Here is an 18,410-nt window from a genome sequence, read left to right as displayed (position 1 = left end):
CCAGTCTACGTTTCCGCACCAGTGACATTCCGGACGGCCGTGATCCGGTGGATCGAGAACGCGCGCCGGTCGTCGCTGCGGTGGTCGTACGCCGTGAGCTGGCCGCCCTCGACGCGCACCGGGTCGACCACGCGCTCGGTGGCGGTGCCGTGGTTGTCGAGGTAGCCGATCCACACGCTGGTGCCCGACTCGATCGCGGCTCGCAGCATGGCCAGCGAGTCGGCCGGCGTGGTGGCGGTGCGGGCCTCGGGACGCAGGTCGCGGGCCCGGTCGCCGGCCCGGATCGCCGCGACCGCGTGGGTCACCTGGGCCTGCGCGCGGGCGGCGTCACGCCCGGTGGTGCGCTGCTTGGGCGTGCGGGCCCGGCGTACGGCGGGGCGCGCGACGTGCACGGTGCCGTCCTCGGCCTCGACCACGGGTGCGGCGCCGAGCTCGCGCAGGCGGGGCAGCAGCACGTCGATCGGGGTGGTGCTGATCAACACCGTGGGGGCGATCCGCCGCAGGCCGAGCGTGGAGGCGCCGCGAAGGTGCAGGAGGGCCTCGAGGGCGGCCTCGTCGTCGGTGCGGAGGAACGCCTCGGCGTAGCCGACCCGCAGCGAGCCGTAGGTGCGAGCGGTGTCGTCGACCAGGTAGGCCAGCGGCTGGGGGATCTCGGTACGCGACACAGAGGTGAGGAACGCGTGGATCTCGTGGGAGGTCCAGCCGGCGTCGAGGGCCCGACGCACCGACGAGGAGGAGAAGCGGTAGGTGGTGGCGCCGCCGCGGGACTCGACGTCGGCGATCAGCTGCAACTTGGCGGCCAGCGCGGACTCCAGCGGCCCCGGGGCGATCGCGGTGAGGTCGCCCTGGATGAGGATGTGGTCGAGCGGCTCGGGCAGCAGCGGCGCCAGGGCTGCGACGGCCTCGTCGCGGGAGCCGGACACCAGTCGCCGGCCGAAGTCGGAGAGCCCGCCGAGCCCGGTCACGCCGACCAGGGCCGCCTCCTCGGTCGACCACGCGACGAGGCGGGGCAGTGTGGAGGGGCGACGGGGCCGCAGCCACTGCACGCGCGCCACCAGGGACGGGACGCCGGTGGCCGTTGCCAGCACCGTGCCGGGCTCGAGTGCGGCGAGCTGGGCCAGCGAGACCAGCCGGGTGTCGACCAGGTGCGGGTCCACCAGGCCGGGTGCCAGCGCGTTCAGCGACTTGCCGGCGGAGTCCTTGGCGCCCACCATCCCCGAGACGCGTGGGCTGGACAGCCAGGCCTGGGCCAGGTCTGCCCAGCGCTCGGCGAACGGCTTGCGGCACCACGCGTCGTACGCGTCGGTGGGGATCCAGTTGTCGGCCACGTCGGCCGAGACGGTCGCGACCAGGCCGGCGGCGGCGGCCAGCTCGACCAGGAACCCGGCCTCGCGCAGGTCGACGTGGAGCAGCACGCCGGCGGCCTTGAGGTCGCGGACGGCCAGCCCGCCCGTGCGCAGGACGGGTGGCGGAGCCGTGCCCCACGCATCGAGCAGAAGCTCCACCCGGCGTACGACGTCGAACGCGGCACCGGCCGCGGCCCCTGAGGTCATGGACGCGTCGCGCTCGCTGGTCAGCAGCTCTGGCAGGGGTACGGCGGCGCCGTCGTACTCGCCCCCGCGGGGCAGCAGCTCGGCGACGACACTGAGCGGTCGGGGTCCGGCGGACGACTCCCAGACCAGGGCGAGGTCGAGCAGTCGGGCGAGGTCAGGATCGTCGGCCGATCGGGTTTCGCCGTCGGTCACGAGGGCATGAAGCAGCCAGAGCTCGGCGCGGGTGAGTCGGTCGAGCGCGCGGAGGACAGAGGCCCTGGTGGCCGCCCGCGAGGCAAGCTGAGACGAATCCTGAGGAGCGGGAGTGGCCAGATCGGGGCGGGCGCGCAGCAACTGCGCGAGACGAGTTTCGGGCCACGCACGAAGTTGGTCCGCCAATGAGCGGAACGCCGGATCGGATCCGGCGGCGGGGGAGGCGACCATCCCACTCACGCTACTAGTCAGTGTGGCTGAGGCCCTAACCTGTCGGTGCGGGCATCTCAGGGAGCGCTGGGAGTGACCCGCATGTTGACCGGGACAGTGAGGAGTGGCGTGGCCGTGGTTCATCTCCAGTGTGGTGCCGCCACCGACGTCGGGCGGGTGCGCTCGACCAACGAGGACGCGCACTTCGCGTCGTCACCCGTCTTCGTGGTCGCCGACGGCATGGGCGGCCACCAGGCCGGAGACATCGCCAGCGCGATCGTCGTCGAGGAGTTCGCCCGCCTGGCCCACGACGGCTACGACTCGAGCAAGGCCCCCGAGGTGGTCACCGAGTCCCTGAAGCGTTGCCAGCGCAGCATCCAGCAGTACGGCGAGGAGCACCGCAACGAGGGCGACGGCGACTGGTACGCCGGAACGACGGTCGCCGCTGCCGTGCTCTGCGAGGACGAGGAGGGCGCCAAGTGGCTGCTCACCAACCTCGGTGACTCGCGCATCTACAAGCTGCACAACGGCAGCCTCGACCAGGTCTCGGTCGACCACTCCCTGGTGCAGGAGCTGCTCGACTCCGGCGAGATCAACGCCGAGGAGGCCGCCACCCACCCCGAGCGGCACGTGATCACCCGGGCGCTCGGCGGACCGGTGTTCCGCGACCCCGACTTCTTCGTGCTGCCGCTCTCGTCGGCCGAGCGTCTCGTGCTCTGCTCCGACGGGGTCAGCGGCATGATCGCCGACCACGTGATCCACCAGATCGTGTCCACCACCGACGACCCGCGCGACGCGGCCGAGGCACTCGTCTCGGCGGCGGTCGCGGCGGGCGGCGAGGACAACGCGACCGCTGTCGTGGTCGATGTGGTGGGATTGACCGAGAGCGCGACGCCCCACGTGTTGCGCACCGAACCTGTGAGCCTGGAAGAGAAGTTGGGGGCACTCCCATGAACGACGCTCCACAGAACGCCATCCGCAGCTACCGCCCGGGCGGGTGGTACGCCGTCTTCGGCGAGCACGCCTGCGTGCTCCTGCCGGAGAGTGAGAAGCCGCGGGTGGCCGCACTCTGGGAGCTGGTCGACGCCGGAGCCGGCTTCGACGAGTTGCTCGACGCGCTGATCGCGACGGGACTGCGTTCCCTGCCCGGCTTCGTGCTGGTCAGCACTGCCGAGGACCCGACCCGCATCGTCCTGCGTGGCGCCGCCCGCGCCGTGGTGACCCTCGAGAGCGGCGAGGCCGTCGACGTCGACGGTGGCGCCGCCGCCACCTGGGTCGAGCAGGCGCTGTCGGGTGTGGCCTCGCTCCAGCTGGTGCTCGAGGACGCCGAGGAGGCGGTCGACTTCGGCATCCGTGGCGGACTCGTCCGGGTCTCGCGCGTCGACCAGCCGCCGGTCTCTTCAGGCACGGTGGCCCCGGTCGCCGGTGCCGCCGCCGCGTCCGTGCCCACGGCTGCCTCGGGGGAGTCCGAGGTGGCGCCGGCCGATGCCGGCCAGTCGAGCGGTGCCGGTGCGGGTGTCGGTGTCGGTGCACCCGCCACGCCGTACGCCGCCCCGGTGGTGGCGCCCGTGGTCGGGTTCGACCCGCTCACCGACGACCTGCCCGAGCACGCCTATGCGCAGGAGCCCGTGGTCGAGGAACCCGCAGCCGACGAGATCGCCGGTGCGCGGTCCGGTGAGACGCCGAGCGTCGAGGCGCCGGCGGTCGAGGAGCCGGCGGTCGTCGACGAGCCGATCGTCGACGAGCCCCCGGCGGCGCCGGTCGAGGACCTGCCGATCGCCGACGAGCCCGTCGCCTACGAACCCGTCGTCGACGAGGTGCCCGAGGCGGGTGCCGACGCACCGACCGAGGCCCACGCCTTCCCGTTCTTCAACGACCCCGACCCCGAGACCGGCGAGCTGCCGGCCGTGCAGGACGCCGACGCGCCCGCCAAGTCGGCGTGGGGCGACCCGGAGCCGGTGCCCGAGCAGGCGCCCGAGGCGCCCGCCAAGTCCGCGTGGGGCGACCCGGAGCCCGTGCCAGAGCCGGTGGCCGAGGAGGCTCCGGTCGAGCAGGCGCCCGAGGCGCCCGCCAAGTCCGCTTGGGGAGACCCCGAGCCGGCCCCGGCCGCCGAGGCGCCCGCCGAACCAGCGTGGGGCCAGCCGGAGCAGCCCGCCGCCGAGACGGGCCAGGCACCTGCCGCGGCCGCACCCCCGTCCGAACCCGCGTGGGGCCAGCCGCAGCCTCCTGCCGACGCGACCCAGCCACCGTCCGCGCCTCCCGCCGAACCGGCCTGGGGCCAGCCGCAGCAGGGCAACGTCTACACGCCGTCCGAGGCGCCCTCGAACCCGTTCGCTCCCGGGGCCGACAACCCCGCCGAGCCGCCGATGTGGGAGCCGCCGGCCCCGGCGTCCGCACCGCAGTGGGGAGCACCGCAGGCGCCCGAGGCCCCGGCCTGGGGCAACCAGGGTGACGTGCAGGACGCCGACCACGACGGCAACACCGCCGCCGGCGGCTACCAGGCCGACCAGTTCGCGCGCCAGCACCCCGGCATCCCCGGCCAGCCGCCGGCACCCAGCGTGACCGCGCACGCGGTCGCCCGCCTGGTGTTCTCCAGCGGCGAGACCATCGACGTCGACCGTGCCGTCCTGGTCGGGCGCGCCCCCGAGGCGCGCCGGTTCACCTCCACCGACCAGCCGCGCCTGGTCACCGTGCCGAGTCCGAACCAGGAGATCTCCTCGACCCACCTCGAGGTGCGTCCGGGCTCCGGCGTCGACCACGGCAGCGCCATCGTCACCGACATGGGCTCGACCAACGGAACCGTGCTGACCCAGCCCGGGTTCGCCCCCGAGGACCTCCAGCCCGGCATTGCCGTACAGCTGCTGCCCGGCTCGGTGATCGACCTCGGTGACGGAGTCACCATCCAGGTCACCAGCCTCTGAGCCGGCGCCCGCCGCCATGTCCCTGAACTCCGAGAGCGCGCTCGCGGCCGAGCCGGAACGGCGCTTCCAGGCGTTCGTCGTGGACCGGGCGGTGGCGTGGTCGCTGTTCGCGGCCGCGGGTGTGGCGGCGTGGTGGTGGTTCTTCCGCGAGGGCAGTCCGTGGCCCGGCGTCGCGCTCGTCGCCGGCACGGTCCTCGTGGTCAGCGTGGTCTTCGCGGTGCTGCTCGGCACCAGGGGGACCTCGCCCGGCAAGGCCCTGTTCGGACTCCGCGTCGTCTCCCACGAGGGCGGCGGACCGATCGGCGTCGGCAAGGCACTGCTGCGCACCCTCGTCGTCGGCCTCGGTTCGTTGCCGATGTTCGGGCTCGGGCTGGCCACGCTCGCGTGGACCGCGGTCGAGGACCGCTCCCGCGAACGCCGTGGCTGGCACGACCAGGTGGCCGGATCGGTGGTCGTCGACGTACGCCCCCGGCCGGTGGCCGAGGTGGCCGTCGAGGAACGCCCGCGCCACGTGGTCAACCTGACGGCGATGAAGCTGGTGCCGGTGCGGCACGCCCCGAAGCCCGTCGGGGCGGCCCTCTCGGGTGCGCCCGGCCGCACGTCGGCAGGCCCGGCGACCGGCCCCACCACGGGCACACGAACCGGCACGCCGACCGGCACACCAACGGGCCGGCCCACCAGCACGCCGACCGCACCGCCCGCGCTCTCCCCGGAGCCACCGGCCCCACCCACCCAGGTGCCTGCGGCCCGACCCGTCCAGGCACCGGAGCCGCAACCGCCGGCACCGCGGCCAGCCGTGCAGCTGCCGCAGGCGCCCACGGCCCCTCGCCAGGCCGGGCGCAACGACGGGCTGTCCGACCGCACGGTGCCCGGCGGCGTCGTCGAGCATCCCGACGCCCCGTCGACCAGCCCCGGTCCGCGGACGCGGGTCACCTGGCGGATCACCTTCGACTCCGGTGAGACGTTCGTGGTGGAAGGTCTCGGCGTCCTCGGACGCCAGCCCGTCGGGCGGCCGGGGGAGCCGGTGCGCCACGTCGTACCCCTGCGTTCGGAGGACATGTCGATCTCCAAGACGCACGCACAGTTTCACCTGGCCTCCGACGGGGCACTGGTGTTCATCGACCGAGGGTCCACCAACGGTTCGCTGCTCGTCCGCAAGGGTGTGTCGCGCGAACTCACGGCGGGTCGCCCTGCCACGCTGGTCGACGGTGACCGCGTGGTCTTCGGCGATCGCCAGATGAAGGTTTCCAGGGAGGACCAATGAACACACACTGCATGCTCGAGGAGATCTGTCGATGGCTGTGATCCAGGCACGGGGGCTCGGCAAGGCCTACAAGGGCAAGACTGCCGTGAACAACCTGTCGTTCGACGTCCGGCCCGGCACGGTGACCGGCTTCCTCGGGCCCAACGGCTCGGGCAAGTCCACCACGATGCGGCTGATGCTCGGCCTCGACAACGGCCACGGCACCTGCACGTTCGACGGCCACCCGTTCGCGTCGTACGACGTCCCGATGCAGCACGTGGGCGCCTTGCTGGAGGCCAAGCCGTTCCACCCGACGCGCACCGCGCGCAACCACCTGCGCATGATCGCCGCGCCGAACTCGATCCCCGACACCCGCGTCGACGAGGTGCTCGGCATGGTCGGGCTCGCCGACGTGGCCAACAAGGAGCCGGGCACGTTCTCCCTCGGCATGGGCCAGCGCCTCGGCCTGGCCGCCGCGCTGCTGGGCAACCCGCACACGTTGATCCTCGACGAGCCGGCCAACGGCCTCGACCCGCAGGGCATCCGCTGGATGCGCGACCTGCTCAAGAGCCTGGCTTCCGAGGGCCGCTCGGTCTTCGTCTCCAGCCACCTGCTAAGCGAGATGGCCCTGATGGCCGACGAGCTCGTGGTCATCGGTCGCGGTCGCATGATCGCCAACGGCCCGGTGGAGGACTTCACCAGGCAGAGCAGTGCCAACCACATCAAGGTGCGCACCCCGCAGGCGCACGACCTGGCCGCGCTGATCGGCCAGAGGCTGGCCGGCCAGGGCTCGGTCAAGGCGGTCACTCCCGGCGAGCTCAGCGTGGTCGGCCTGACCGCCGACGACATCGGCGACATGGCCTTCGACAACCAGATCCGGCTGCACGAGCTGTCCACGATCCAGGCCAGCCTCGAGGACGCGTTCCTCGAGCTGACCGGTGGGTCGGAGGAGTACCAGGCGCAGAACCCGGTGCCCCACCGGCCGCAGGCCCCCGCATTCGGTGGCCCGCAGCCCGGCCCACCGCAGGGTTCCTACGGCCAGCCCCCGCAGGGTCAGTACGGCCAGCAGCCGCCGTACGCCGGCCAGCCCGGCCAGCAGCAGCCGTACGCCGGCCAGCAGCAGCCCCCGGTCTACGGACAGCCCGGCCAGCAGCCCGGCCAGTGGGCGCAGCCGCCCCAGCAGACCCCACCACCCCAGCAGGCGCCCCGTGACGGCGGCGACGACCAGTCAGGAGACCGGGCATGACCGCCGCGTTGAGGTACGAATGGCGACGGCTGACCACCCTGCACTCCACGTGGTGGATCACCGGTGCCGCGATCGCGGTCAGCGCCGGCTTCACGTTCGTGGTGGCGATGCTGATCCGGCTGAACATCCCCTCCGAGCTGAAGGGGTCGGTCGACAAGGACGACTCGCGGTTCTTCCTCGAGGCCGGGATGACCCAGTTCTCCAACGTCGACCCGGTGTTCTACCTGATCGCCTTCGCCATCGCGATCCTGGGCATCCTGTCGTGGGGCCACGAGTACCGCCACGGCATGATCCGCGCGACCCTGACCGCCGTGCCGAACCGCACCGCGGTGTGGAGCGCCAAGTTCATCACCGTCGGCGCCTGGGTGGCCGCGGCCGTGTTGGTGGCCTGCGTGCTGTCGCTGGCCTGCACGCTGCTGTGGTTCGCCAGCCTCGACTTCGAGTACGACTGGGCCGAGCTCGGGCTCTCCATCCTGCAGCGCATGGTCTACACCGTGCTGCTGACCTGGCTGGTGATGGCGGTGACCGAGCTGATCCGGCACCAGACCTTCGCGTTGGTGCTGCTCTACCTGTGGCCGCTGGGCGTCGAGACCCTGCTGCGGGCGATGCTGCTGATCTTCGGCATCTTCAACCCCGGCATCTCCGACTCCGCACGCTTCCTGCCGTTCAACGCGGGCGGCCGGATCATCCAGGACTTCGGGCTGACCAACGGCTACGAGTCGAACTCCGGACTCTTCGACAACCCGCTGAGCCCGCTGGGCGCGCTGATCATCTTCGGCGGCATGACCGCGGTGCTGATGGCCGGCTCGCTCTACAGCTTCAAGACCCGCGACGCCTGACCCACCTGTCGCCAGTTCTGTTCGAGCCGCCGTGAGTTTTGATCGAGCCGTCGCCAGTTCTGATCGAGCCGTCGTGAGTTCGGGTCCTCCGGCAGAACTGGCGACAGGTCGCCCCGAACTGGCGACAGGTTGCTGAGAACTGGCGACAGGTCAGCGGGTGAGGACGAGGGGGATGCGGACCCGCGTGCCGTTGGCCCCGCGCCAGGTCACCGACCCGCTGTCGGCGGCACCACGCATCGGCGTACGCCGCAGCACGTGCACGTGGAACGAGCGGGTGTCTCCCGGGGCGATCTTGAGGGCGGCCGGCACCACGGTGACGATGTGCGTGTCGAAGCCCGTCGCCTCGGACGAGTAGTACATCGCCTTGGGGCCGACGTTGGTCACCCGGCGAGTGATGATCGTGCCGCGGGCCGGTACCCGGCGCTCGGCCGAGGGCAGGTTCAGCACGGAGGGATCACGACCGGCGTCGAGCGCGCGGCGGTACGCCGAGGGCGGCAGGTCGAAGACCAGGCCGGGCCGCGCGTCGTCGTCCGAGCGGACGATGCCGGCACCCTGACGGAGGGCGCTGGGGCGGTGGTCGGCCTGCCGGCTGGTGGTCATCAGGGCCGAACGCACGCGGTTGGCGCTCCAGTTCGGGTGGGCGGAGCGCAGGCTCGCGGCCAGGCCGCTCACTCGTGCCGTGGCGCCGGACGTGCCGCTGAGCAGCTCCCAGTTGCCGTTGCCGGCCGCCGGGGACGTGGCCGCCAGCAGTCCGAAACCGGGTGCCACGAGGTCGGGCTTGACCACGCCCGCGTCTGCGGAGCCGCGCGCCGACCAGGGGAGTACGGCGGGCGCACCGGCCGCACCACGGGTGTGCACGAGCCGGCCGCGCAGGATTCCGGGAGCGGCGACCGCACGACGCAGCCGGGCGCCTTCGGTGGCGTCGACGTGGAGAGTCGGCACGGAGTGGAAGTCGGCGCTCAGGCTCTCACCGGGTGCGTTGACCAGCACCATGCCGACGCCGTCGGCCAGGCGGACGGCCGCGGACTTGTCGACCCGGGCCACCTGGCCGCGTTCACACAGCACGATGCGGTCGGCGGCACGTGCGGCGTCGAGCGCGCCGGGCAGGCACAGTCGGGCCTCGGCCGGCGTACGACCGGGAGCGGGGACGTCGGCGGCCAGGACCACCGGTGCACGGTGAGGCAGGCTGCGCGCGGTGAGGATGCCGGTGATCGGCGCACCGGAGGGAAGTTCGAGCGCGCCGCTGCGGTCGGGGCCGGAGCTGGCGCCGACCGTGGTCACCCACGGGTGCTGGTAGCCGGCCGAACGGTGGTCGTTGCCGGCGGCGGCGGTCACGAAGATGTCGCGCTCGGCCGCCCCGAGCAAGGCCAGGTCGACGGTGTCGGGGGCACCGGCACCGGGCGAGGCCACGGACACGTTGAGCACGTCGACCCGGTCGTGCACCGCGCGGTCGATGGCGCTGACCACGTCGGCGGTCGAGCAGCCGTCGTCGGCCGGGTCGGGGGCCGACCAGCAGGCCTTGTAGACGGCCAGGCGGGCGTCGGGGGCGGTGCCGGAGAACGTGCCGAGCCGGCGTCCGGACGAGATCGCGGTGACCTTCGCGTTGCCGGCGGCGACCGAGGCCACCTTCGTGCCGTGGCCGGAGTCGTCGCGTGGGGACAGCTCGGCGGAGGAGCGCAGGTTGTCGGCGCCGAAGCCGGTCACGAACCAGGTCGCGGAGGCGATCTTGCCGTTGCAGTCGCTGCTCGACCAGGTCGCGGACGCCTCGCAGGTGCCGCGGAAGTCGGTCGGGAGGGCGCCCAGTGACGTGGTGGACACCAGGGCCGGGGTGTCGGGCGAGATGCCGCTGTCGACCACGCCGATCACCGTGCCCCGACCACCCGAACCGCGCGGCACGGGTCCGGCGGACAACGAGTCGGCGGTCGTACCGGCCAGGGAGCGGATGTCGTTGCGCTCGACCAGGGCGACGCCGGGGAGGCCGCGCGCGAGGCGGGCCTGGTCGGCGGAGAGTGCGACGGCGAAGCCGTTGAGCGCGGTGGTCCAGCGGTAGACCGGGTCGTCGGCGTCGAGGAGCTCCAGCGTGTCGTCCTGCTGGGCGAGCATGCTCGTGCGAAGGTTGGCCGCGGACTCAGCACTACGGTCACCGGCCGTGCCGGGACCGTCGAGGGTGATCAGGTAGAGCGAATCGGTGGGTTCGGCGGAGACCGGCACCGGGTTCAGGGCAGCACACAGGCCCACCCCTGCCAGGGCGGCGCCCAGCACCATGCGTCGCATCACAGAACCCACAAGTCGCAGCAGTTACCGAAACCCCCATGGTGGCAGCGTCGGGGGGCGGTTTCAATTCCGTCCCCACAAGGCGCTGGGCACCTGCACCTAGGCTGTCACACATGACGGGCCCTGTGGTCGGTTTCGACCTCGACATGACGCTGATCGACACCGTTCCGGGATTCGCGGCCACGTTGGCGGCGCTCGGCGACGAGCTCGGCGTCGACTTCCCGGTCGAGGAGATGACCCGCCGGCTCGGCCCGCCGCTGGAGATGATGCTGCGCGACCACCTCCCGGAGGAGCAGGTCAACCCGGCCGGCGACCGCTTCCGGGCGCTCTACCCGGACCTGGCCATTGCCTCGGTGTCGGTGTTCCCGGGTGCGCACGAGTCCCTGGCCGCCGTACGCCGACTGGGCGGTCGCAACATCCTGGTCACCGGCAAGGTGGCCACCAACGCGCAACGCCACGTCGACCACCTCGGTCTCGACATCGACCACCTCGAAGGGTGGGTGTGGGGTGTCGGGAAGGCCGACGTGCTCCGCAAGGAGGGCGCGACGATCTACGTGGGCGACCACGTGCACGACGTCGAAGGCGCGCTGGCGGCGGGCATCCTCAGCGTCTCCGTGCTCACCGGCGGCTGCACCCGCGAGGAGCTCGAGGCGGCCGGGACCCACGTCGTGCTCGACGACCTCACCGCTTTTCCGGCCTGGCTCGACGACCACCTCGGAATCGCATTGGCCTCCGGGTGACGTCGCACCATAGGCTCCGCATGCAGGACTGCGTCGTACGACCGGGCGCAGCACGATCAGGCAGCGCGCACGCAGGTAGCGCACATCAGAGAGGGGCACTCCAGTGCCTACTGGCAAGGTGAAGTGGTACGACGCCGAGAAGGGTTTCGGCTTCCTGTCCCAGACGGACGGCCCCGACGTCTACGTACGCGCCGAGGCCCTTCCTGAGGGAACCACCGTGCTCAAGGCCGGCACCAAGGTCGAGTTCGGCATCGCCCAGGGCCGCAAGGGCGACCAGGCCCTCCAGGTGAAGCTGGTCGACGCCCCGGTGTCCGTGGCGCGCAACAAGTCCAAGGCGCAGCGCAAGACCCCCGAAGAGATGTCCACCATCGTCGAGGACCTCATCCGCCTGCTCGACGACGTGGGCGAGGGCTACCGTCGCGGCCGGCACCCCGAGGCGAAGACCGCCCGACCGACCGCGAAGCTGCTCCGCGCGCTGGCCGACGAGCTCGAGCTCTAGGCCGTATCTCTCACACGGCCCAGGCCCCAGCGGTCAGTAGCTCTCGCCGGGCACCGTCTGCGGCTCGTGCGGGGGCTGGTGCGGGTACGGCGGCCGCGGCCGCCGCGCCGGTCCACCGCGTACGACGAGCACGAACACGGCCCACGCGGCGAGCACGGCGAACCCGACGCCGAGGCCCAGGCGGGGGATCAGCGGCATCGCGATGCCCACGAACCCGCCGACCACCCAGGCCAGCTGCAGCATGGTGTCGGAGCGGGCGAACGCGCTGGTCTGCACGCGCTCGTGCACGTGCGTCTGGATCGTCGAGTCGAGCGAGAGCTTGGCCAGCGACTGTGAGAGTCCTGCCGTGAGACCCAGGGCGACCAGTGGTATCAGCCCGTAGAACAGGGCAGCCACCAGCGCCATCGCCGCGTCGGCGAGCAGTGCGACCACCACGGTGACCGACGGGTTCACCTTCTTCAGGATCGAGCCGAGGAAGATGCCGAGGGTGTTGCCCAGCCCTGCGGCCCCGATCACGAGGCCGAGGAGCATCGCCTGTCTGTCCTCCCACCCGTCGATGGGGTTCTCGCGCAGCAGGAACGCCATGAACATCGTGAGGAAGCCGGAGAGGAACCGTGGCCCGCAGTTGGCCCGCAGCGCGAACGCCACGGGTGCGGGGATGCGCATGCTCTGGCGCTGCGGGTTGGCCCGCGCGGACGGCCCGGGCATCAGCTCGAGGTGTGCCTCGCCGGCTGAGGAGTCGACCTTGCGGGGCAGCAGGATGGCCAGGATGGTGGCACCGATGAAGACCACGAAGCCGTAGCGCAGCGACCACTCGGGACCGAAGGTGGCGGCGAGACCAGCCAACGGGGCCGAGACACCGGCGCCGACCACACCGGCCAGACCGATGCGTGCGTTGGCCTTCACCAGCGTGACGCCCTCGGGCACCAGGCGTGGCGCGGCCGCGGCCTTGGTGATGCCGTAGGCCTTCGACGAGACCAACACGCCCAGGGCGGCAGGGAACAACCACGTCGACTCGGTGACCACCGCGGCGGCGAGGACCCAGCACAGGAAGGCGCGGATCGCCATCGTGCTGCCGATGGCCCAGCGTCGGCCGTGGCTGAACCGGTCGAGGAACGGGCCGATCAGCGGCGCGACGATTGCGAACGGCAGCATCGTCATCGCCAGGAACAGGGCCACCTGGCCGCGCGCCTCACCGGTCGGCACCTGGAAGAACAGCGTGCCGGCCAACGAGATCGCCACCGCCGTGTCTCCGGCGGCGTTGAAGGCGTGCAGCTCGATCAGGCGGAACAGGCCCGAGTCTCCGGCTCCTTCGGCGTGGGAGGCGCGGCGCGCCACCCGGAAGGTCGCCTTGCTCGCCTTGGCGGTGCCACGGGCCACCGCCCGGGCACCGACACCGGTGGCCTTGGCGAAGCGGATCGCGTTCTCACCCTTGGTGTGGGTGGGCCCGTAGGGGTCGTACCCATGGCCGTCGGTGGCGTCACCGGGGCCCTGGTGGGGATCGCGGGACGGGTCCTGGTGGGGATCGTCGGGCGGCCGTGTGGTCATGCCGCCATCCTGCCCGGTGCCCCCGACATCATGCGAGCCGAACCCTCCCCGTCTGGTGAATCGCCTGCCGAACCCCTACCCGGCAAGACAATACGTGCTCGCATGGGACACAATCACGCACGTGACCGTGACAACCCGAACCAAGTCCGACAGCGCCCTTGTCGCTGCCGTCGACGCGGCCCGCGCTGCCCTGGCCGCCGACGTGCCCGTTTCCGACATCGGTGAGCACCTCGGTCACCAGGAGGAGGGCGACCGGGTCCTGAGCCACTACTTCGACTGCACCCGTCCGGGCTACACGGGCTGGCGCTGGTCGGTGACGATCACCCGGGCCTCCCGCCAGAAGGCGGCCACGGTCGACGAGATCGTGCTGATTCCCGGCCCCGAGTCGATCACCGCCCCGGCCTGGGTGCCCTACAAGGAGCGCATCCAGCCCGGCGACATGTCGCCCGGCGACCTGCTGCCCGTCGAGGACGACGACGCCCGCCTGGTCCCGACGTACCTCGTCGGAGACAGCGCCGTCGACCCGCTCGACCAGCAGGACGACGCACAGCTGCGCCAGGTGGCCGACGACCTCGGCCTCGGCCGGGTGCGCACGCTCTCGCTCGAGGGCCGCGACCTGGCTGCCGAGCGGTGGTACGACGGCGAGGCAGGCCCGCTGGCACCCATCGCGCAGCAGGCCCCGGCCAACTGCTGGTCGTGCGGGTTCCTCGTGCGCCTGGCCGGTCCGCTGTCGGTGACCTTCGGCGTCTGCGCCAACGGCAACGCCAACGACGACGGACGCGTGGTCGCACTGGGCCACGGCTGCGGTGCGCACTCCGAGGCCCAGCTGACCAAGAAGCAGCAGCCGCTCCCGATGCCCGACCACGTCTTCGACACCCTCACCATCGACGAGGTCGACGCGTTCTGACCCGTCACACGACGGCCGCCTGACCGCCGTACGACGGCCGGCGCGTCACGTGCTGCGCAGCACCACCAGTCGCTCGGTGGCGCGGGTCATCGCGACGTAGCGGTCGACGGCGCCCTCGATCCCCGAGCCGAAGGTGTCCGGGTCGATCAGCACCACGAGGTCGAACTCGAGCCCCTTGGACAGCTCCGGGGTGAGGGCCCGGACCCGCGGGTCGTCGGGGATCGCCCAGTTCTCCGGGGAGGTCGCGATGACGCAGGCGACGCCTTCCTCGTGCCCGGCCAGCCACTCGTCGACCGTCGCGGCCAGCTCCGCCGTACGCCCGTGCACCACGGGCAGGCCGCTGCTGCGGACGGAGGTCGGCACGTTGGCGTCGGGCAGCGCGGCCCGGATCACCGGCTCGGCCTCGACCATGACCTCCTCGGGCGTGCGGTAGTTGATGCCGAGGGTGGCGATCTCGACCCGGTCGAGGCCGGCGCGCTCGAGCCGCTCCTGCCACGACTCGGTGAAGCCGTGCCGGGCCTGGGCGCGGTCGCCGACGATGGTGAAGCTGCGTGAGGGGCAGCGCAGCAGGAGCATCTGCCACTCCGCGTCGGTCAGCTCCTGCGCCTCGTCGACGACGACGTGGGCGAACGGCCCGGCCAGCAGGTCCGGCTCCACGCCGGGCTGGGCCGACTCGTCGACGATGATGCTCTGGGCGTCCGAGACCTTCAGCATCGACATCAGCTTCATCTCCGAGTCGTCGTCCTCGATCAGGTGGTCGACGACCGCCGCGATCTCCTCGCGTTCGGCGGCGACGGCGGCCTCGTGCCGACGCCGGCGACGGGACGCCTCCGGGTCGCCGAGGCGCTGCCGGGCGGCGTCGAGCAGCGGGAGGTCCGAGACGGTCCACGCCGACGGGTCGTCGCGTTGCAGGGTGCGAACCTCCTCGGGCGTCAGCCACGGGGCGCACATGCGCAGGTAGGCCGGCACCTCCCAGAGGTCGCCGACGAGGTCGGTGGGCTCGATCAACGGCCAGGCCTTGCCGAACTCGGCGCGCAGGTCGGCGTTCTGCGCCAGCGACGAGCGCACCATCTCGGGAGTGACCTCGTCATCCGTCTCGTGCTTGTCGACCAGGATGGTGAGCAGCTCCTCCCAGACCTGGTCGCGGGCCTCGTTGTGCGGCGTGCCGGGCTCGCGCGACTCGAAGGCCTCCACCCAGTCGGCGGTGCTCAGCCACAGGTCCGCCCAGTGGGTCTCGACCTCCATGCCCTCCTTCGGCGGCTCCTCGTAGAGGCGGACCGCCGGCTCGATGGCCCGCACCATGTCGGCGGTGGCCTTGAGGCGGGCCACCTCGGGGTCGGCCTCGTCCGGTGCGGTGGCGCCCTCGGGGACCAGGTGCCTGAGCGTGCAGGTCTGCACCCCTTCCTCGCCGAGGCTGGGGAGCACGTCGGACACGTAGGCCAGGTAGGGCTGGTGCGGACCGACGAACAGCACGCCTCCACGCCGGTGACCCAGCCGAGGGTCGGAGTAGAGGAGGTACGCCGTGCGGTGCAGGGCCACCACGGTCTTGCCAGTGCCGGGCCCGCCGTCGACCACGAGGGTGCCACGGGACCCGGCCCGGATGATCGCGTCCTGGTCGGCCTGGATCGTGCCGAGCACGTCGCGCATCCGGGCCGACCTGTTGCTGCCCAGACTGGCGATGAACGCGGACTGGTCGTCGAGTGCGGCCCGCGCCTCGATGCCGTCCGGGGTGAACACCTCGTCCCAGTAGTCCGTGACCTGGCCGCTGGTCCAGCGGTACCTGCGTCGGCTGGCCAGCCCCATCGGGTTGCCGTGGGTGGCTCCGAAGAACGCCTCGGCGGCGGGGGAGCGCCAGTCGACCAGCAGGCGCCGCCCGTCGGGGGCGGTGAGGCCGAGGCGCCCGACGTACACCGGTTCCTGGTCGTCGACGGCGACCATGTGGCCCAGGCACAGGTCGAGCCCGAAGCGGCGCATGGTGCGCAGCCGGTTGGTCAGCCGGTGCACCTCGAGGTCGCGGTCCATCGCCGCCTGGCCGGTGCCCCCGGGGGCCTTGCGCGTCTCGTCGAGGCGCTGCTCCAGGTCGGCGATGGCCTGCTCGAGGCTCTCCGCGATGACCGCGAAGTGTTTCTCGTCGCCGGCGACGAGGGCCGGGTCGTCCTTGTGGGTGAGGTGGTCGGGAAGGTGGAACGCACTGGTGGGCAAGGGGTTCACGGCATCAGTTCCGATCGCTGCAGGAGGCCATGGCCCGGAGATTCTGCGGCATGAACGGGGCCTTGCGGCAAGCCCCCACCTGCGCTATACCTTGGGAGTGGAGAGGCGAGGGCCTCTCCTTTTTCGTGCCCTGAGTCTGCGAACCGCAGGTCAGGCGGGGCCCTCGGCGGTGCGCTCCTCGCGGGCCTTGCGCCGGCGCCGGCAGAACTCCAGCCCGAAGAGGCCGAGCCCGAATCCGGCCATGCAGGTCCACAGCCACCACAGGTGGCCGTCGTCGGAGAGACGCCCGTAGAACGGCAGCAGGGCCAGGAAACCGAGCAGCCAGAGCCCGGTGCCGACCTCGAGGGTGCGCACGCCGTCGACGTCGAGCGGATCGACGTCCGCGACGATGTAGGTGCGGTTGCCGATCTCGTGCGTCATCGGCTGGTCCTCGTGCTCCACAGGACGAAACCTAGTCCACCCCGTGACGTCGCCGTAACGGGGAGGAGTGCCAACAGGTCCCCGGATCTGCCACGATGCGGATCGTGAACTCACCTGCGCAGCCTCGGGCGACCTCCGGCATCGACTCGTTCTTCAAGATCTCCGCACGCGGCTCCACCATCGGACAGGAGCTCCGCGGTGGTCTCGTCACGTTCCTGACGATGGCCTACATCGTCGTGCTCAACCCGCTGATCCTCGGCTACGTGCCCGACTCCGAGGGCAACTTCCTCGGCGGAGGCACCGATCCCGGCTCGGGCATCCCGGCGATCGCCGCGGGGACGGCGCTGATCGCCGGTCTGCTGACCATCCTGATGGGATCGGTGGCGAACTTCCCGTTGGCGCTGGCCACCGGCCTTGGCCTCAACGTGTTCGTGGCGAACACGATCGCCCGGCAGTCGACGTGGTCCGACGCGATGGGGCTCGTCGTGCTCGAGGGCATCGTGATCCTGGTGCTCGTGCTGACCGGGTTCCGTACGGCGGTCTTCCACGCCGTGCCACGGCAGCTGAAGGTGGCCATCTCGGTCGGCATCGGGCTCTTCATCACGCTCGTCGGCCTGGTCGACGCGCGCTTCGTGACGCGCATCCCCGACGCGTTCACCACCACCGTGCCAGTCCAGCTGGGCGTCGACAGCCACCTGCTCGGCTGGCCGGTCCTGGTCTTCGTCGTCGGGCTGGCGCTGATGGTCGGGTTGTGGGTGCGCAAGGTCCGCGGCGCGATCCTGATCGGGATCCTCGCCAGCACCGTGCTCGCCGTGATCGTCGAGGCGATCGGTGACCTGGGCGCCGTGCAGTCCGATGGCAGCAACCCCAACGGGTGGGCGCTGAGTGTCCCGTCGCTCGACGGCTCCGTGTTCGACAAGCCCGACTTCGCCACCCTCGGCGAGTTCAACCTGTTCGGCGCCTTCGACTCTGTCGAGGGCGGCATCCTGGCCGCCGTACTCCTGGTCTTCACCCTGCTGCTCGCCGACTTCTTCGACACCATGGGCACGATGACCGCGATCGGCGCCGAGGCGGGCCTGAACGACGAGCAGGGCATCCCGCCCAACACCCAGCGGATCCTGATCGTCGACTCCGTGGCCGCGATCGCCGGTGGCGCGGGCGGCGTCTCGTCGAACACGTCCTACATCGAGTCGGCGTCGGGCGTGGGCGAGGGCGCCCGCACCGGACTGGCCTCGATCGTCACCGGCGTGCTGTTCCTGCTGGCGATGTTCCTCACGCCCCTGGTCGGAGCGATTCCCTCGGAAGCCGCTGTGCCGGCCCTGGTGCTGGTCGGCTTCATGATGATGCAGCAGGTTGGCGACATCGAGTGGCGCGATCCCGAGATCGCGATCCCGGCGTTCCTGACCATCGTGCTGATGCCGTTCACCTACTCGATCAGCGTCGGCATCGGCGCCGGGTTCCTCGCGTTCGTGCTGCTCAAGGTCGTGATGGGCAAGCTGCGCGACGTCCACCCGTTGATGTGGATCGTGGCCGTCCTGTTCGTCGTCTACTTCGCCTACAGCCCGATCAGCTCGTGGATCAACTGACGAACTGGCGACGGGTCGATC

14 protein-coding genes are annotated in these 18,410 nt (G+C 71.7%); 9 read left to right on the top strand and 5 right to left on the bottom strand.

Annotated elements, in window-relative coordinates; all coding sequences use genetic code 11:
• Positions 1 to 5: 5 nt before the first annotated feature.
• Positions 6 to 1,745 carry a helicase-associated domain-containing protein gene (locus tag ASD30_RS12950; protein WP_235529950.1) on the bottom strand — a complete coding sequence of 580 codons (1,740 nt, stop codon included), beginning with the start codon at positions 1,743 to 1,745 and terminating at the stop codon, positions 6 to 8.
• 345 nt (positions 1,746 to 2,090) lie between these two features.
• On the opposite strand from ASD30_RS12950, the gene ASD30_RS12945 reads away from it, so the two are divergent.
• From ASD30_RS12945 to ASD30_RS12925, 5 genes are read left to right on the top strand one after another with little or no spacing between them, the layout of a single operon-like run.
• Entirely contained in the window at positions 2,091 to 2,909 is an 819-nt protein-coding gene (locus tag ASD30_RS12945; protein WP_235532584.1) for a PP2C family protein-serine/threonine phosphatase, read from the top strand.
• Positions 2,906 to 4,876: an FHA domain-containing protein gene (locus tag ASD30_RS12940; protein WP_056681848.1), complete on the top strand. Its 1,971-nt coding sequence runs from the start codon at positions 2,906 to 2,908 to the stop codon at positions 4,874 to 4,876. The genes ASD30_RS12945 and ASD30_RS12940 overlap by 4 nt, the downstream gene beginning before the upstream one ends.
• A 16-nt stretch (positions 4,877 to 4,892) precedes the next feature.
• Complete coding sequence (locus tag ASD30_RS12935; RefSeq protein ID WP_056681846.1) at positions 4,893 to 6,140, top strand: RDD family protein; 1,248 nt, start codon at positions 4,893 to 4,895, stop codon at positions 6,138 to 6,140.
• A 31-nt stretch (positions 6,141 to 6,171) separates the two neighbouring features.
• On the top strand, positions 6,172 to 7,365 hold the full coding sequence (locus ASD30_RS12930; RefSeq protein WP_082563816.1) for an ABC transporter ATP-binding protein: 1,194 nt from the start codon (positions 6,172 to 6,174) through the stop codon (positions 7,363 to 7,365).
• Positions 7,362 to 8,204, top strand: a complete 843-nt coding sequence (locus tag ASD30_RS12925) for an ABC transporter permease (protein ID WP_056681843.1) — start codon at positions 7,362 to 7,364, stop codon at positions 8,202 to 8,204. Before ASD30_RS12930 ends, ASD30_RS12925 begins: the two co-directional genes overlap by 4 nt.
• 150 nt (positions 8,205 to 8,354) lie before the next feature.
• Here ASD30_RS12925 and ASD30_RS12920 read toward each other — a convergent pair whose 3' ends face one another.
• Complete coding sequence (locus ASD30_RS12920) at positions 8,355 to 10,478, bottom strand: S8 family serine peptidase (RefSeq protein WP_056681840.1); 2,124 nt, start codon at positions 10,476 to 10,478, stop codon at positions 8,355 to 8,357.
• A gap of 113 nt (positions 10,479 to 10,591) precedes the next feature.
• Here ASD30_RS12920 and ASD30_RS12915 point away from each other — a divergent pair, with 113 nt between their 5' ends.
• The gene (locus ASD30_RS12915; protein ID WP_056681837.1) at positions 10,592 to 11,218 is read left to right on the top strand and encodes an HAD family hydrolase; all 627 of its coding nucleotides are present in this window, start codon (positions 10,592 to 10,594) and stop codon (positions 11,216 to 11,218) included.
• A 103-nt stretch (positions 11,219 to 11,321) separates the two neighbouring features.
• The gene (locus ASD30_RS12910) at positions 11,322 to 11,717 is read left to right on the top strand and encodes a cold-shock protein (RefSeq protein WP_056681834.1); all 396 of its coding nucleotides are present in this window, start codon (positions 11,322 to 11,324) and stop codon (positions 11,715 to 11,717) included.
• A 33-nt stretch (positions 11,718 to 11,750) separates the two neighbouring features.
• On the opposite strand, the gene ASD30_RS12905 is transcribed toward ASD30_RS12910, so the two are convergent.
• Positions 11,751 to 13,265 carry an MFS transporter gene (locus tag ASD30_RS12905; RefSeq protein ID WP_082563815.1) on the bottom strand — a complete coding sequence of 505 codons (1,515 nt, stop codon included), beginning with the start codon at positions 13,263 to 13,265 and terminating at the stop codon, positions 11,751 to 11,753.
• A 121-nt stretch (positions 13,266 to 13,386) separates the two neighbouring features.
• Here ASD30_RS12905 and ASD30_RS12900 point away from each other — a divergent pair, with 121 nt between their 5' ends.
• Positions 13,387 to 14,172: a DUF3027 domain-containing protein gene (locus ASD30_RS12900; RefSeq protein ID WP_235529948.1), complete on the top strand. Its 786-nt coding sequence runs from the start codon at positions 13,387 to 13,389 to the stop codon at positions 14,170 to 14,172.
• Between the two features lie 45 nt (positions 14,173 to 14,217).
• On the opposite strand, the gene helR is transcribed toward ASD30_RS12900, so the two are convergent.
• A complete protein-coding gene (gene helR / locus ASD30_RS12895) occupies positions 14,218 to 16,383 on the bottom strand; it encodes an RNA polymerase recycling motor ATPase HelR (RefSeq protein ID WP_056681831.1) in 2,166 nt (721 codons plus the stop codon).
• A 150-nt stretch (positions 16,384 to 16,533) separates the two neighbouring features.
• Positions 16,534 to 16,803, bottom strand: a complete 270-nt coding sequence (locus tag ASD30_RS12890) for a DUF2530 domain-containing protein (protein ID WP_056684921.1) — start codon at positions 16,801 to 16,803, stop codon at positions 16,534 to 16,536.
• Between the two features lie 95 nt (positions 16,804 to 16,898).
• Between ASD30_RS12890 and ASD30_RS12885 the strand changes: the two genes are divergently transcribed.
• The gene (locus tag ASD30_RS12885; protein ID WP_056681828.1) at positions 16,899 to 18,389 is read left to right on the top strand and encodes an NCS2 family permease; all 1,491 of its coding nucleotides are present in this window, start codon (positions 16,899 to 16,901) and stop codon (positions 18,387 to 18,389) included.
• Positions 18,390 to 18,410: the final 21 nt, after the last annotated feature.

Origin of the sequence: Nocardioides sp. Root140 (assembly GCF_001426745.1) — a bacterium.
Lineage (GTDB): Bacteria > Actinomycetota > Actinomycetes > Propionibacteriales > Nocardioidaceae > Nocardioides.
Note: the sequence above shows the minus strand (reverse complement) of the source record. Positions and strands in the feature narration are given on the sequence as shown.

Coding starts and splice junctions, on each gene's coding strand:
- ASD30_RS12940 (WP_056681848.1), top strand. CDS start 2,906: ATGAACGACGCTCCACAGAACGCCATCCGCAGCTACCGCCCGGGCGGG.
- ASD30_RS12885 (WP_056681828.1), top strand. CDS start 16,899: ATGCGGATCGTGAACTCACCTGCGCAGCCTCGGGCGACCTCCGGCATC.
- ASD30_RS12915 (WP_056681837.1), top strand. CDS start 10,592: ATGACGGGCCCTGTGGTCGGTTTCGACCTCGACATGACGCTGATCGAC.
- ASD30_RS12890 (WP_056684921.1), bottom strand. CDS start 16,803: ATGACGCACGAGATCGGCAACCGCACCTACATCGTCGCGGACGTCGAT.
- ASD30_RS12905 (WP_082563815.1), bottom strand. CDS start 13,265: ATGACCACACGGCCGCCCGACGATCCCCACCAGGACCCGTCCCGCGAT.
- ASD30_RS12935 (WP_056681846.1), top strand. CDS start 4,893: ATGTCCCTGAACTCCGAGAGCGCGCTCGCGGCCGAGCCGGAACGGCGC.
- ASD30_RS12920 (WP_056681840.1), bottom strand. CDS start 10,478: ATGCGACGCATGGTGCTGGGCGCCGCCCTGGCAGGGGTGGGCCTGTGT.
- ASD30_RS12930 (WP_082563816.1), top strand. CDS start 6,172: ATGGCTGTGATCCAGGCACGGGGGCTCGGCAAGGCCTACAAGGGCAAG.
- ASD30_RS12925 (WP_056681843.1), top strand. CDS start 7,362: ATGACCGCCGCGTTGAGGTACGAATGGCGACGGCTGACCACCCTGCAC.